General features: G+C 71.5%; 10 protein-coding genes. 2 read left to right on the top strand and 8 right to left on the bottom strand.

The annotated features are described in order from the left end of the window. Window positions 1-23: 23 nt before the first annotated feature. Together LZ495_RS25050 and uvrA are read right to left on the bottom strand one after the other, a co-directional pair. Window positions 24-464 (bottom strand): Rieske (2Fe-2S) protein, encoded by a 441-nt coding sequence (locus LZ495_RS25050; RefSeq protein WP_235055129.1) that lies wholly within the window; start codon window positions 462-464, stop codon window positions 24-26. An 86-nt stretch (window positions 465-550) separates the two neighbouring features. After that, window positions 551-3,397, bottom strand: a complete 2,847-nt coding sequence (gene uvrA, locus LZ495_RS25045) for an excinuclease ABC subunit UvrA (RefSeq protein WP_235055128.1) — start codon at window positions 3,395-3,397, stop codon at window positions 551-553. A 437-nt stretch (window positions 3,398-3,834) separates the two neighbouring features. Between uvrA and LZ495_RS25040 the strand changes: the two genes are divergently transcribed. Both LZ495_RS25040 and LZ495_RS25035 read left to right on the top strand, forming a co-directional pair. After that, window positions 3,835-4,569 (top strand): maleylpyruvate isomerase family mycothiol-dependent enzyme, encoded by a 735-nt coding sequence (locus tag LZ495_RS25040; RefSeq protein WP_235055127.1) that lies wholly within the window; start codon window positions 3,835-3,837, stop codon window positions 4,567-4,569. Between the two features lie 124 nt (window positions 4,570-4,693). After that, window positions 4,694-5,353, top strand: coding sequence for an MBL fold metallo-hydrolase (locus LZ495_RS25035; protein ID WP_235055126.1), 660 nt, complete (start codon window positions 4,694-4,696; stop codon window positions 5,351-5,353). 71 nt (window positions 5,354-5,424) lie between these two features. Here the strand turns inward: LZ495_RS25035 and LZ495_RS25030 are convergent, their stop codons facing one another. The 6 genes from LZ495_RS25030 to LZ495_RS25005 all read right to left on the bottom strand — a co-directional run bounded on the left by LZ495_RS25030 (window position 5,425) and on the right by LZ495_RS25005 (window position 14,457). Next, window positions 5,425-6,474 (bottom strand): TerC family protein, encoded by a 1,050-nt coding sequence (locus LZ495_RS25030; RefSeq protein WP_235055125.1) that lies wholly within the window; start codon window positions 6,472-6,474, stop codon window positions 5,425-5,427. Window positions 6,475-6,745: 271 nt separating this feature from the next. After that, window positions 6,746-7,453, bottom strand: coding sequence for a 3'-5' exonuclease (locus LZ495_RS25025; protein ID WP_235055124.1), 708 nt, complete (start codon window positions 7,451-7,453; stop codon window positions 6,746-6,748). A gap of 181 nt (window positions 7,454-7,634) precedes the next feature. Beyond that, window positions 7,635-9,485: a TerD family protein gene (locus LZ495_RS25020; protein WP_235055123.1), complete on the bottom strand. Its 1,851-nt coding sequence runs from the start codon at window positions 9,483-9,485 to the stop codon at window positions 7,635-7,637. A gap of 101 nt (window positions 9,486-9,586) precedes the next feature. Next, window positions 9,587-10,159, bottom strand: coding sequence for a TerD family protein (locus LZ495_RS25015; protein WP_235055122.1), 573 nt, complete (start codon window positions 10,157-10,159; stop codon window positions 9,587-9,589). Window positions 10,160-10,394: 235 nt separating this feature from the next. Beyond that, the gene (uvrB, locus tag LZ495_RS25010) at window positions 10,395-12,476 is read right to left on the bottom strand and encodes an excinuclease ABC subunit UvrB (protein ID WP_235055121.1); all 2,082 of its coding nucleotides are present in this window, start codon (window positions 12,474-12,476) and stop codon (window positions 10,395-10,397) included. Window positions 12,477-12,576: 100 nt separating this feature from the next. Next, on the bottom strand, window positions 12,577-14,457 hold the full coding sequence (locus LZ495_RS25005; protein ID WP_235055120.1) for a hypothetical protein: 1,881 nt from the start codon (window positions 14,455-14,457) through the stop codon (window positions 12,577-12,579). Window positions 14,458-14,511 lie beyond the last annotated feature (54 nt).

The raw sequence follows: 14,511 nt of genomic DNA, 5'->3' as shown, positions 1-14,511 counted from the left end.
CGGGACGCGGGCGGGCGTGCGGCTCAGCCCACCACGACCTCGCCGTCGACGACCTTCATCGGCAGTTCGGGCAGCCCCTGGACCGCCGGTCCGCGCACCACCGAGCCGTCGTTGATGTCGAACTGGCTGCCGTGGCACGGGCACTTGACGACGCCCTGCTTGACTTCGTCGACCAGGCAGCCCTGGTGCGGACAGCGCGCGTCGTAAGCCTTGTAGACGTCCTTGGACGGCTGCACGACGACGACTTTGGAGTCCTTGAAGACCTTACCCGCGCCCACCGAGATCTCGGGGAGCTTGCCGACCGTCTCCGGGCCCTTGTCGCCGGCCTTGGGCCCGATCTCCTTGCTGCCCGCCTCGGTCGCGCAGGCGGCGAGCGGCAGGCCCGCCGCGCCCACCACGCCGGCGGCGGCCACGCCGCGCAGCACGGTACGGCGGTCCGGGGAGGACGGGGCGGGTGTGCTCATGCTGGACTCCGTAACGCGGTCGGCGGGTGACCGACCCATGATCCCATCGGTCGGCCACCCGCCGTCCCGGCGTGCCTGCTGCGCGGTCAGAGCCGGTCCGCGAGGATCTCGCGGAGGAACTTCCCGGTGTGGCTCTCGGCGATCTCCGCGACCTCTTCCGGGCTGCCCTCGGCGATCACCATGCCGCCGCCGCTGCCGCCCTCGGGGCCGAGGTCGACGATCCAGTCGGCGGTCTTGATGACGTCGAGGTTGTGCTCGATGACCAGGACCGTGTTGCCCTTGTCGACCAGCGTGGTGAGCACCCCGAGCAGCCGCCGGATGTCCTCGAAGTGCAGGCCCGTGGTGGGCTCGTCGAGGACGTAGACGGTCCGCCCGGTGGAGCGGCGCTGCAGCTCGGAGGCCAGCTTGACGCGCTGCGCCTCGCCGCCGGACAGCGTGGTGGCGGGCTGGCCGAGCCGGACATAGCCCAGGCCGACGTCGTTGAGGGTCCTCAGGTGCCGGGCGATCGCCGGGACCGCCTCGAAGAAGTCGAGCGCCTCCTCGATCGGCATGTCGAGGACCTCGGAGATGTTCTTGCCCTTGAAGTGCACTTCGAGCGTCTCGCGGTTGTAGCGCGCGCCGTGGCACACCTCGCACGGGACGTACACGTCCGGCAGGAAGTTCATCTCGATCTTGATGGTGCCGTCGCCCGCGCAGTTCTCGCAGCGGCCGCCCTTGACGTTGAAGGAGAACCGGCCCGGCAGGTAGCCGCGGACCTTCGCCTCCTGCGTCTCGGCGAACAGCTTGCGCACGTGGTCGAACACCCCGGTGTACGTCGCCGGGTTCGAGCGCGGCGTGCGGCCGATCGGGCCCTGGTCGACGTGCACGACCTTGTCCACCAGGTCGGTCCCGGTGATGCGGGTGTGCCGGCCGGGCACCGTGCGGGCGCCGTTGAGCTCGCGCGCGAGGTGCGTGTAGAGGATGTCGTTGACCAGCGTCGACTTGCCCGAGCCGGACACGCCGGTGACCGCGGTGAAGGTGCCCAGCGGGAACCCGACGGTGACGTCCCGCAGGTTGTTCTCGCGGGCGCCGTGCACGACCAGGCGGCGCTTCTTGTCCGGGACGCGGCGCTCGGTCGGCGTCGCGATCTCCTTGCGCCCGGACAGGTACGCGCCGGTGTGCGACTCCTTGTTCTTCAGCAGGTCCTTGTAGGTGCCGGAGTGCACGACCTTGCCACCGTGCTCGCCCGCGCCCGGGCCGATGTCGACCACCCAGTCGGCGACCCGGATGGTGTCCTCGTCGTGCTCCACGACGATGAGCGTGTTGCCCATGTCGCGCAGCCGGACCAGGGTCTCGATGAGCCGGTGGTTGTCGCGCTGGTGCAGGCCGATGGACGGCTCGTCCAGTACGTACAGCACGCCGACCAGGCCGGAGCCGATCTGGGTGGCGAGCCGGATGCGCTGCGCCTCGCCGCCGGACAGCGTGCCCGCGGCGCGGTTGAGCGAGAGGTAGTCCAGGCCGACGTCGACCAGGAACTTCAGCCGCTCGTTGACCTCCTTCAGCACCCGCTCGGCGATCTTCTTCTCGCGCGCGCTCAGCCGGATCGCACCGAGGAAGTCGGCGCAGTCGCTGATCGACATCGCGGAGACGTCGGCGATCGACTTCCCGGCCACGGTGACCGCGAGCACGATCGGCTTGAGCCGGGTGCCGTGGCAGGTCGGGCAGGGCACCTGCCGCATGTAGCCCTCGAAGCGCTCGCGGCTGCTGTCCGACTCGGCCTCGGAGTGCCGGCGCACGATGAACGGGATCGCACCCTCGAACGCGGTGGTGTACGCGCGTTCGCGGCCGTACCGGTTCTTGTAGCGCACCTCGATCTGCGTCTTGTGCCCGTTGAGCAGCGCATTGCGGGCGCGTACCGGAAGTCCGTTCCACGGCACGTCGGTACGGAAGTTCAGCGCCTCGGCGAGCGCGTCGATGAGGCGGCCGAAGTACTCGCTGGCGTGGCCGCTGGACCACGGTGCGAGCGCGCCCTCGTCGAGGGTCTTCTCCGGGTCCGGCACCACGAGCTCGGGGTCGACCTCCATGCGGGTGCCGATGCCGGTGCAGTCCGGGCACGCGCCGAAGGGCGAGTTGAACGAGAACGAGCGCGGCTCCAGCTCCTCGAACGACAGGTCGTCGTACGGGCAGTACAGGTGCTCGGAGTACATCCGCTCGCGGTGCTCGTCGTCCTCGGGCAGGTCGACGAAGTCCAGGACGACCATGCCGCCGCCGAGCCGCAGCGCGGTCTCCACCGAGTCGGTCAGCCGGCGCTTGGCGGACGCCTTGACCGCGAGGCGGTCCACGACCACCTCGACGGTGTGCTTCTCCTGCTTCTTCAGCTTGGGCGGGTCGGTGAGCTGGATCACCTGGCCGTCCACGCGCGCCCGGCTGTAGCCCTGCGACTGCAGTTGCGCGAACAGGTCGACGAACTCGCCCTTGCGCTCGCGCACCACGGGCGCAAGCACCTGGAAACGGGTTCCCTCGTCGAGTTCGAGCACCCGGTCGACGACCTGCTGCGGGCTCTGCCGGGCGATCGGGCGGCTGCACTGCGGGCAGTGCGGGTGGCCGATGCGCGCGAAGAGCAGCCGGAGGTAGTCGTAGACCTCGGTGATCGTGCCCACGGTGGAGCGCGGGTTGCGGTTGGTGGACTTCTGGTCGATCGAGACGGCCGGCGAGAGGCCCTCGATGAAGTCGACGTCGGGCTTGTCCATCTGGCCCAGGAACTGCCGCGCGTAGGAGGACAGCGACTCGACGTAGCGGCGCTGCCCCTCGGCGAAGATGGTGTCGAAGGCCAGCGACGACTTGCCGGACCCGGACAGGCCGGTGAAGACGATCAGCGCATCGCGCGGGAGGTCGAGGGAGACGTCCTTGAGGTTGTGCTCGCGCGCGCCACGGACGATGAGACGGTCGGCCACTGGAGAATCGAAACCCTTCGACAGCTCTGTGAAGCTCCGGCGGAGCTCGGGCGGAAGCTCTGGGTGCAGCGGCGCCCTGACCGGACGCACCGCCCAGGGCGCTCTGGAAGCCGGTCGCCCCCCGGTGCGCCGCGGCGCCGGCGGACGGCGGCTCGGTCTGGCATAACGCCGCGAGCCGCGCTCCGGACATGGTCCCCCGGCCATCGTAAGCGGCCCGGAGCCCGCGTTTGTTCCCGTTTGCGAGCCCAGGTTATCGCACAAGCTTTCGAAGATGGCCCAAGCGGGCGACGTTTCACTCGAACGTGGCTGGTTTTCCGGTCCGCACGCGTGCCGGCCCCGCTACGCGCTGTCGACCGCCGGTACACGCGATCGGGTCGCTCGGGGGCCGCGCCAGCCGATACGGTCTGACTGCATCGGCCGGCTCTCGGGAGGAACGCTTGACCACGGACGGGTTCGACCCAGCCGCCCTGCTGGACGAGATGTCCACCGCCACCCAGCAGGTGCTGGACACCGCGGAGCGGCTGACCCCGGACCGCCTGGCCGGCGCCTCGCTGCTGCCCGGCTGGTCCCGCGCCCACGTCCTGGCCCACCTCGCCCGGAACGCCGACGGGCTCGGGAACCTCGCGCACTGGGCCGCCACCGGCGTGCCCACCCCGATGTACGGCCCCGGCGGGGCCCGGGAAGCGGGCATCGAGGCGACCGTCCGGCAGTCCCCCGAGGACCTGCTCGCCGACCTGCGCACCGCGTCGGCCCGGCTGCACGACGCCCTCGCGTCGATGTCGCCGGCTGCCTGGGGTGCCAAGGTCGCGGCCCGCGACGGGCGCGAGTTCGCCGCCCTGCAGCTGCCGTACCGGCGCATCCGCGAGCTCTACATCCACCACGTGGACCTCGCCGCGGGCTGGACCCCCGCGCACTGGCCCGGCGACTTCGCCACCCGCGAACTCTTCGAGGCGGCCGCCTCGTTCCGCGGCCGCCCGGGAACCGTGCCGCTCATGCTGCACGACGAGGACTCCGGGCGCCGGCTGGCGATAGGGCCCGAGGAGTACGCGCCGGTCGCGGTCGTCTCGGGCCGCCGCCGCACGCTGCTCGCCTGGCTGATCGGACGCACCGGCGGGGACGGCCTGGTCATGGACCCTCCCGGCACGCTGCCGCCGCTGCCCGCCTGGATGTGACCCGCGGACCCGCGGTGCGCACGCATGCGGACCGCACGCGCAGCGTGCACGTTGTGACGAACGCCCGGCGACGCCCGGCCGCATGTCCTGGCTGTCGCCGCGCCCGGGCGCGAGTATGGACTTCATGACGACGTATCACGGCTCGGTCAAAGTCGGCGGCACCCCGGCGGTCCGCGAACTGGCGCATCTGATCATCACCAAGGTCGCGGTCGGCCCGTACGACAACGACTGCTATCTGCTGCGCTGCCGGGCGACCGGTGCGCAGCTGCTGATCGACGCGGCGAACGACGCCGGCACGCTCACCACCCTGGTCGGCCCGGACGGGCTCGGCCAGGTCTTCACCACGCACCAGCACGCCGACCACTGGCAGGCGCTGCAGGAGGTCGTGGACGCGACCGGCGCGACCACGCTGGCCGGCCGGTTCGACGCCGAGGGCATCCCGGTGCCGACCGACCGCCTCCTCGACGACGGCGACACGGTGGCGGTCGGCGACGTGACGCTCACCGCGGTCCACCTGGTCGGGCACACTCCCGGCAGCATCGCGCTGGTCTACGACGACCCGCAGGGGCACCCGCACCTGTTCACCGGCGACTGCCTGTTCCCGGGCGGGGTCGGCAACACCTTCGGCGACGACGAGGCGTTCCGCACGCTGCTGGCGGGCGTCGAGGAGAAGCTCTTCGGGCGCCTGCCGGACGAGACCTGGGTCTACCCCGGGCACGGCAACGACACCACGCTGGGTGCCGAGCGCCCGCAGCTGACCGCCTGGCGCGAGCGCGGCTGGTAGCCGCCACCGCTCTTGGACCGCCGGTGGGGGGGCTCCCGGGATGGGGAGCCCGCCCTCGGCCTGTGCGCGTACTACTTGACCGCGCTGTCCGCAGTGTCCGCGCTGTCCACGGCATCCGCGGAATCCGCAGCGTCCGCAGCAGGCGCAGTGCCCGCGGCGTCCGCGTCCGCCAGTTCCTGCAGCGCGTCCTTCTTCGACTTGCGCAGGCTGAGCACCGTGGTGACGGCCAGCGTGGCGACGATGAAGCCCAGCGAGAGCGGGATGCCGATCTCCGGGGTGCTCACACCCTGGCCGTGCAGCGCCTCGAGCACCAGCTTGACGCCGATGAAGCCGAGGATCACCGAGAGGCCGTAGGAGAGGTAGACCAGCTTCTTGAGCAGGCCGCCGATGAGGAAGTACAGCTGCCGCAGACCCATCAGCGCGAACGCGTTCGCGGTGAAGACGATGTACGGCTCCTGGGTGAGGCCGAAGATCGCCGGGATCGAGTCCAGGGCGAAGAGCACGTCGGTGGTGCCGACCGCGATCATCACGATGAGCATCGGGGTGACGAAGCGCTTGCCGTGCTCCTTCACGAAGAGCTTCGTGCCGCGGTACTCCTTCGTGGTGGGCGCGACCTTCTCGACGTAGCGCAGGACGGCGTTCTCCTCGAACTCCTCCTCCTCGTCGGACTGGGCCTCCTTGATCAGCTTCCACGCGGTCCAGATGAGGAACGCGCCGAAGATGAAGAACACCCACGAGAAGGTCGAGACGACCGCGGCGCCGAGGCCGATGAAGATGCCGCGCAGCACCAGCGCGAGCAGCACGCCGACCAGCAGGACGCGCTGCTGGTACTGCGGCGGCACCGCGAACTTGCCCATGATCAGGACGAACACGAACAAGTTGTCGACACTGAGCGACTTCTCGGTGATGAAGCCGGCGAAGAACTCGCCGCCGTACTGCGCCCCGGAGAAGATCCAGACGCCGATTCCGAAGATGACCGCGAGTGCGACCCAGAAGATGCCCCACAGCGAGGCTTCCTTGAGGGTCACCTCGTGGGGTTTGCGGTTGATGACCAGGTCCACGCCGACAAGGGCGAGAAGGACCACGATGGTCACGATCCAGGTGGTCAGCGAAACGTCCACAATGCCTCCGGCAGACGTGGCAGGTTGCGTCGATGCCGGAGGTCTCTTCCGTCCGGGCCCGCGAACTGCGGCCCGGACCGGCAGGGCCGGACATATGATCCACCGCTACGCCATCGGGACGTGCGGGCATATGTCGTACTGACGACCATGCCGAGGGGGAATACTCCCCTCCGATGCCATCAGCATGCCAGAAGGTAAAGTAAAGACCAAGTAAGCCTTTACCTTCCCGTGGTATTTCGTGGCTCGGCTCACACGCCGGACCCCTGGTCGCTCAGTACGCCTCGGCGGGCTCGAACCCGCGGCGCGGCCGCAGCCGGCCCTGGTACGCCGGGTACGCCGGCGCCTCGCAGGGCTGCGCCCCGAGCACCAGTGCGGCCGCCCCCGCGGAACGCAGCAGCAGGGGCAGCAGCCGCGCGGTCACCCGGGCGTCGGCGAGGGCCGCGTGCGCGTCCGGGAAGTCCAGGCCGAAGTACGCGCAGCAGGTGCCCAGCTTGTGGTCGTCGACCGGCAGGCCGGTGGCCTTGGCCAGGCGCATGGTGCACAGCGCGGGCAGGGTCGGCAGGTCGACCCCGGCCGCGGCGAACTCGGCTTCCAGGAAGCGCTGTTCGAAAGCCGCATTGTGGGCGACCACGACCGCGCCGGCCAGCAGTGCGGCCAACTCCCCCGCGATGTCGGCGAACCGGGGCGCTCCGGCGACGTCCGCCGCGGTGATGCGGTGCACCTGCGTGGCGCCCACGCCGCGGCCCGGGTCGACCAGCGTGGTCCACTCGCGCAGCACCCGGCCGTCGCCGGCGATGCGCACGACGCCGATCTCCACGATGCGGTCGCCTCGCCCGGGCGAGAAGCCGGTGGTCTCCAGGTCGACCACCGCGAACTCCAGCTCCGCGACGTCGACCGGCCCGCCCGAGCCGCCCGGTCCGACCGCCCCTTCCGACCCGGTGGCGCTACGGGGTCCGGGGATGCCGGCATACGAGAACACGCTTTGCACTCCGAGGGGTTGGGGACCGGAAGGCCACGCACACCCTAGCGGCGCGGCCTCCGGCACCCGGCGACATCTCCGCCAAACCACCCGTTAGTGGCGCGCCGTACGCCGGAGACGCGGCAGGCGCCGGCCCCCGGAGCGGGGAACCGGCGCCTGCCGTACGCGTGGTGGCGGCGGCTCAGCGGCCGCCCGCCGCGCTGGACGCGACCCAGGTGAGCAGCGTCTGCGTCACGCCGGTGCCGTCCGAGGGCAGGTCCGGGGTGTAGGTCCACGAGTGGTGCACCCACGGGTCCGCGATGTGGTCCTCGGGGATCGGGGTCAGGCGCAGCATCGCGCGCCACAGCGGGTCGAGCAGCGGCCCGAACGACTCGGCGTCCGCCCGGCTGCCGACCACCATGACGTGCACGCCGACCCGCGGGCCCTCTTCGACCAGGTGCCGCAGCTGCGTCATCGTGCGGTCGTCGAAGCCGAACGGGAAGCCGTGCACCACGAGCAGCTGGCGGCTGAAGTCGATGTGCTCGGGCAGCGCGTCGGTGGCGCCGCTCTCGATGGCCATCCGGGCCAGCTCGACGCGGTCCATCAGCCGGCCCATCAGCGCGGCGACCTCCGGCGCGGTGGTCGCCGCGGCGCCGACCAGCAGCCCGCTGGCAGCCAGCGGCGCGAACGGCGCGGACGCGGCGCCCTTGCCCTCCGGGTCGATGACGTGCAGCTTCAGGTCGCCGATCGGGAACGCCGCGAGCATGCGGGCGGCCAGCGTCACGGCCAGTTCGCCGGCCCGGGCGCGGACCGCCTCGCCCGCCACGCCGAGTTCGTCGTCGACACCGGTCGCGCCGCTGTCGATCCACAGCCCGCGCTCCATCGGGAGGCGCAGCACCATCGGGATGCGCAGCTGCGGGTTCTCCGGCAGGTGCAGGTCACCGAGCCGGATGGCCAGCGCGGTGTCCTCGGGGGCCCGCCAGCCGGCCCACGCGGGCGAGTCCCAACGCGCCATCTCCGGCGGCAGCTTGGGCTCCAGCTGGGCGACCTCGGCGGCGAGCTGCGCGGAGTCCTTGTCGAGTCCGGCGCGGGCCCGCTCGACCAGTTCGCGGTGCTTGGCGCGGGCGGTGTCCTGCAGGGCGAGGCCGGCCGGCGAGGTGCGCGCGGAAGGGTCGTTCAGGACGTCCGCGAGGTCCTGGTCGAGGCGGTTGTCGGCGAAGGACACCGAGGACCGGTACGAGGCGGCCGAGCGGGCGGCGTCCTCGAAGATGCCCCAGACCTGCTCGTAGAGCTTCTCCACGGCCCGGCGGGCCTCCCGGGCGGCGGCCTCGCGCTGCTCGTCGCTCAGCGCGGACGCGGCCGAGGCGGCCGCGGCAGCGGCGTCCGCGGCACGGGCCGCGGCCTGGTCCGCGGACATCGAGGCGGCGGCGCCGGGGAGGCCGGCGGTCGGGAAGCCGGCGGCCGGCGGCACCGGGGTGCCGGGGGCGCCGGCGGCGGGCGGGGTCGCGGCGGAGTACACGGGCGCGGCCGGGCCGGCCAGCCGGGTGCGGGCCCGGTCCACGATCGGCGCGCGGAGCTCGACGCCGGCATCGCGCAGCAGCGCGTCCAGGCCGCCGTCGTAGCCCTGGCCCACCGCGCGGACCTTCCAGGCGCCCTGGCGCCGGTACAGCTCGACGGCCTGCAGGGCGCGCTCGCTGCCGAGGTCGGTGATGGTGAACGTGCCGACCTCGGTGCCGCCCGCGGTGACGGTGGCGACCGGTGCGGCGACCGCGCCGAAGCGGTCCACGCCGCTGCCTTCGAGGGTGGCCGCGACCATGACGCGGTCGACCTGCTCGGGAATCTGCGCGAGGTCGACGTCGATGCCGCGGTCGCGCACCGCGATCCCGGCGAGTGCCGCTCCGCCGCGCTGGACCACGTCGGCGTCGTCGCGGACCTTGAGGTCGGCGTCGAGCAGGACGGCGACGACTTCGACCGGGCACTGCGCGGCCACGTCGACGGCGACCTGGAGTGCGGGCAGCGGCAGGTTCTGCCCCCGAACGAGTCCGGTGGTCATGATGTGCGTTCCCCTCCCCGCCCCCCGCGGGACGGAACCGCACGGGCCGGGGCCGCCGGTCGTCCGGCCAGGCCCCGGCCCGTCAAGGATTGCCGGTGCTGTTACAGGTGCGCGGCCAGGGCCGGCATGAGCTCGGTGAAGGTGCGGCCGTTGGCCGGCTCACCGATCGCGCTCATCTTCCAGCCGTCGCCGTGCCGGTAGAGCTTCGCCATGATCTGGGCGTTGTTCGGACCGCCGCCGGAGAGCGTGTAGCGGGCCAGCTCCTGGCCGTTGGTCTCGTCGACGATGCGGCAGAAGGCGTTGTCGACCTCCTGGAAGGTCTGGCCCTGGAACGAGTTGACCGTGAAGATGATCTGCGTCACGTGCACGGGGACACGAGTCAGGTCGACGATGATCGACTCGTCGTCGCCGTCGCCGGCGCCGGTGAGGTTGTCACCGGTGTGGCGGATCGAACCGTCGTCGCTGACCAGGTGGCCGAAGTAGACGGCGTCCACCGGCTGCTGGTCGGCGAACAGGACGCACGAGGCGTCCAGGTCGATGTCGCGCTCGCGGCTGCCGAACAGACCCTTCTTCTTGATCGCGTCCCAGCCCAGGCCCATCCGGACCAGGGTCAGCTGGCCGCCACCCTGCTTTTCGAGCGACAGGCGCTGACCCTTGACCATGTTGACGGACACTGTGATGTCTCCCCTCACAAAGCTTGTCCCGCGGCCCGGGGGCCGCAGCAACCGCAGCGTAGTGCCCCGCCGGAGTCCCCGTCTCAGGGTTCCGGCGAGCACCGATCGGTGATGAACCTATCGTTCATGACGATCCGATTCGACGGGTCGTTCCCTCAGGTGTGGACCCATTCCGCGGAGATATGGTTCCCGACCCGGCCAGGTGGGCATTCTTTCAGGCTGAGCCGCTTGCCGGTCACGCCATTCCGGCCGCCTTCATGCCGCGGAGCTCCTTCTTCAGCTCGCCGACCTCGTCGCGCAGCCGGGCCGCGAGCTCGAACTGCAGCTCGGACGCGGCCGCGTGCATCTGCTCGGTGAGCTGCCCGATCAGGTCGGTCAGATCGGCGGCGGGCAGGTCCTTGGCGTCCGCGAGCTTGCGTCCGGCGGTCGGCACCGGGGCCTTCTGGCGGCCCTTGCCGCCGCTCATCAGCTCGGCGGTGTCGGCGTCCTCGCGCGCGATCATGTCGAGGATGTCGACGATCTTCTTGCGCAGTGGCTGCGGGTCGATGCCGTTCGCCTCGTTGTAGGCGATCTGCTTCTCGCGGCGCCGGTTGGTCTCGTCGATCGCCTTTTCCATGGACGGCGTGATGCGGTCTGCGTACATGTGCACCTGGCCGGACACGTTGCGGGCGGCGCGGCCGATGGTCTGGATCAGCGAGGTGCCGGAGCGCAGGAAGCCCTCCTTGTCCGCGTCGAGGATCGCGACGAGCGACACCTCGGGAAGGTCGAGGCCCTCGCGGAGCAGGTTGATGCCGACCAGCACGTCGAATTCGCCGAGCCGCAGCTCGCGGAGCAGCTCGATGCGGCGCAGCGTGTCGATGTCGCTGTGCAGGTAGCGCACCCGGATGCCGAGCTCGACCAGGTAGTCGGTGAGGTCCTCGGACATCTTCTTGGTCAGCGTGGTGACCAGGACGCGCTCGTCCTTCTCGGCCCGGGTGCGGATCTCGTGCACCAGGTCGTCGATCTGGCCCTCGGTCGGCTTGACCACGACCTCGGGGTCGATCAGGCCGGTGGGGCGGATGATCTGCTCGACGACGCCGTCGCCGCGGGACAGCTCGTACGGTCCCGGGGTCGCGGACAGGTACACGGCCTGGCCGATGCGCTCCTGGAACTCCTCCCACTTCAGCGGGCGGTTGTCGATCGCGGACGGCAGCCGGAAGCCGTGGTCGACGAGGTTGCGCTTGCGCGAGGCGTCGCCTTCGTACATCGCGCCGATCTGCGGGACGGTCACGTGCGACTCGTCGATGACCAGCAGGAAGTCCTCGGGGAAGTAGTCGAGGAGGGTGTTGGGCGCGCTGCCGGCCTCGCGGCCGTCGATGTGCCGCGAGTAGTTCTCGATGCCGGAGCAGGTGCCGATCTGGCGCATCATCTCGATGTCGTACGTGGTGCGCATGCGCAGCCGCTGCGCCTCCAGCAGCTTGCCCTGCTTCTCGAAGAGGGCGAGCTGGTCGGCCAGCTCCTTCTCGATGCCGCCGATCGCGCGCTCCATGCGCTCGGGGCCGGCCACGTAGTGGGTGGCCGGGAAGACGTAGAGCTGCTGGTCGTTGGTGACGACCTCGCCGGTGAGCGGGTGCAGGGTCATCAGCGACTCGATCTCGTCGCCGAACATCTCGATGCGCACCGCGAGCTCTTCGTAGACCGGGAAGATCTCGATGGTGTCGCCGCGGACCCGGAACGTGCCGCGGGTGAACGCCAGGTCGTTGCGGGCGTACTGGATGTCGACGAACCGGCGCAGCAGCGCGTCGCGGTCGATCTCCTCGCCGACCTTGAGCGGGACCATGCGGTCCACGTACTCCTGCGGCGTGCCGAGGCCGTAGATGCAGGAGACGGACGCGACCACGACGACGTCGCGGCGGGTCAGCAGCGAGTTGGTGGTCGAGTGCCGGAGCCGCTCGACCTCCTCGTTGATCGAGGAGTCCTTCTCGATGTAGGTGTCCGTCTGCGCGATGTACGCCTCGGGCTGGTAGTAGTCGTAGTACGAGACGAAGTACTCGACCGCGTTGTTCGGCAGCAGTTCGCGGAACTCGTTGGCCAGTTGCGCGGCCAGCGTCTTGTTCGGCGCCATGACCAGTGTGGGCCGCTGCAGGCGCTCGATCATCCACGCGGTGGTCGCCGACTTGCCGGTGCCGGTCGCGCCGAGCAGCACGACGTCCTTCTCGGCGCCGCGGATGCGGTGCTCCAGCTCGTCGATGGCGCGCGGCTGGTCGCCGTTCGGCTGGAAGGGGCTGACGACCTCGAAGGGCGCCACTTTGCGTTCGAGTTCCGTAATGGGTCGCACGCGTCAACCGTACGACCTCGGTCCGACAAACGCGGGGGTTCGCGCGCGGCGGCTGCGCCGGGGCCGGGCCGGGGCAGCTCCGGGCCGGGTCCGGGGCAGGTCAGCGGGCCTTGGGCGGGGCCCAGACCGCGACGAAGGACCCGCACGCGAACGTCTCGCCGTGCAGTTCGCGCTTGACCTTGGCCTCGATGTTGCGCTTGGTCCAGTGCCGGACGGGCTGGTCGGGGGGCACGCTGCGCGGGACATAGCCGGGCTGCGCGGCGAAGCGCGTGTCGAGGGTCTGGAAGAGCACGAGGTAGTCCCCTTCGCGGTCCAGTTCCTTGGCGCGCTTGAGCATGAGCTTCTCGGCTTCGGGGTTGGTGACCTCCATGGAGTAGGTCCAGTCGAGCGGGAACGGGTTGTGCAGGCCGAAGACGGCGTACGCGAAGGCGTTGTCCGGCAGCACCGCGATGCGGCCGGCCGGGCGGGCCCGCACGCAGTCGCGGATCTGGGCCAGGTAGCGGTGCGTGCCGGGGCTGGTCCGGATGCCGCGCATCTCGGCGGACACCGAGCCGAGGTCCCAGGTGAGCTCGGGGCGGCCGCCGTCGATGTAGGTGTGGGTGTCGCGCACGGCGGTGAGGCGTCCCGCGGTCAGCACGAGCACGGCCGCGCCTGCGGCGGTCAGCGCGGTGGCGCGCAGCAGCCGGGCCCGGCGGTCCGGGGCGACCGCGGGGGCCAGGAGAGATGCAGGGGTCGGAGCGCCGCGCCACAGGACGAAGGCGGTGGTCAGCCCGAGCGAGCCGGCGAGCAGGGCGGGGACGTCGTAGCCGTACGACAGGCTGACCATCCACCCGAGGGCGAGGACGAGCGGGGCGCCGGTGCGGATGCGGCGGCGGCCCCATGCGTCGGCGGCGATCGCGGCGGCGAGCATCCACCACAGCACGCAGGAGTAGGCGATCTCCGCGAAGACGAGGCGGGCCTGCGCGATCTCGGCGGCGAGCAGTGCGGTGGCGGCCAGGCAGGCGGCCGGATCGGCCCATCGGGCCGCCCGGCGCATCCGGTCGGAGCGGCCGCGGGCAGCGGCGTTCCGTACCGCTGCGAGCGTGGCGAGGACGGCCAGATAGGCGCCGAGCAGCCAGGCCTGCCGCGGCTCGGTGCGGAGCATCTCCGGCATGAGGGTGAGCAGCCGCTCGCCCCACACGCTGTCGGCGCCGAGAAGTTGGTCGGGCAGCTCGGCGGTGCCGCCGCCTGCGACGACCCAGGCGAGGTACGCGGCGGGCGCGGCGGCGAGTGCGGCCAGGTCGCGGGCGGTGCCGCGCCGAGTGGGCCGGTCGCGCCGCCGCGGGTGCAGGAAGAGGAGGGTGAGGGCGACCAGCGCGACGGGGGCGAAGCTCTGCTTGCAGGTGACCGCGTATCCGCTCAGGAAGAGCCCCCACCGGCTCGCCGCGGCACTGCCCCGGCGCAGGCCGCGGTCCAGCAGGCACCAGCCGAGCGAGGCGAAGAAGATCCCGTCCGTGGTGTGCCAGGTCATGGCCGGCCACATGTGCAGGTTGACCATCGCCGCGGCACTGGTGAGGCCGACGAGGAGCGGCCCGAACCGGGTCCACGGGCGGCCGGTGACGAGCACGGTGAGCGCGATCGCGGAGACGACGAACTGGAGGACCGCGATCCACGCCTGCCCGAGCATGAGCGGGCCGGGGAGGGCGAAGTCGACGATGTGGAAGACCGCGCTGCCGAGCGGCCGGGGCGAGAAGAAGTCGGCGTGCGGGACCTGGCCGTCGAGGATGCGCCAGCTGAGGGCCTGGGTGAAGCCCTGGTCCATGGCGCCGAAGCCGTAGCGGCCGACGGCATAGGTGAGCCAGGTGGCGAGCGCAAGGGGCCAGGCGACGGCGAAGCCGATCCGCAGAACGTCGCGCCGAGACGGCCGCGGCCGTCGCCGGAGAGGCGCTGCGCCGGCCGCGCTCGGCGCGGTGAGTGAGCCGGGGCCGTGGTCCACCGTCATCGCGCGTCCGTCCTGGGGCCGGGGGTGTCCCGGGCTCAACGACGCGGCGCGGCG

It is taken from the genome of Yinghuangia soli, from assembly GCF_021502675.1.
Classification (GTDB): domain Bacteria; phylum Actinomycetota; class Actinomycetes; order Streptomycetales; family Streptomycetaceae; genus Yinghuangia; species Yinghuangia soli.
The sequence above is the reverse complement of the archived record's forward strand: the minus strand, read 5'-3'. Positions and strand labels throughout refer to the sequence as shown.

Excerpts from the sequence above, each read along its gene's own strand:
- LZ495_RS25005 (WP_235055120.1), bottom strand. The coding sequence starts at position 14,457 with ATGACGGTGGACCACGGCCCCGGCTCACTCACCGCGCCGAGCGCGGCC.
- LZ495_RS25020 (WP_235055123.1), bottom strand. The coding sequence starts at position 9,485 with ATGACCACCGGACTCGTTCGGGGGCAGAACCTGCCGCTGCCCGCACTC.
- LZ495_RS25050 (WP_235055129.1), bottom strand. The coding sequence starts at position 464 with ATGAGCACACCCGCCCCGTCCTCCCCGGACCGCCGTACCGTGCTGCGC.
- LZ495_RS25035 (WP_235055126.1), top strand. The coding sequence starts at position 4,694 with ATGACGACGTATCACGGCTCGGTCAAAGTCGGCGGCACCCCGGCGGTC.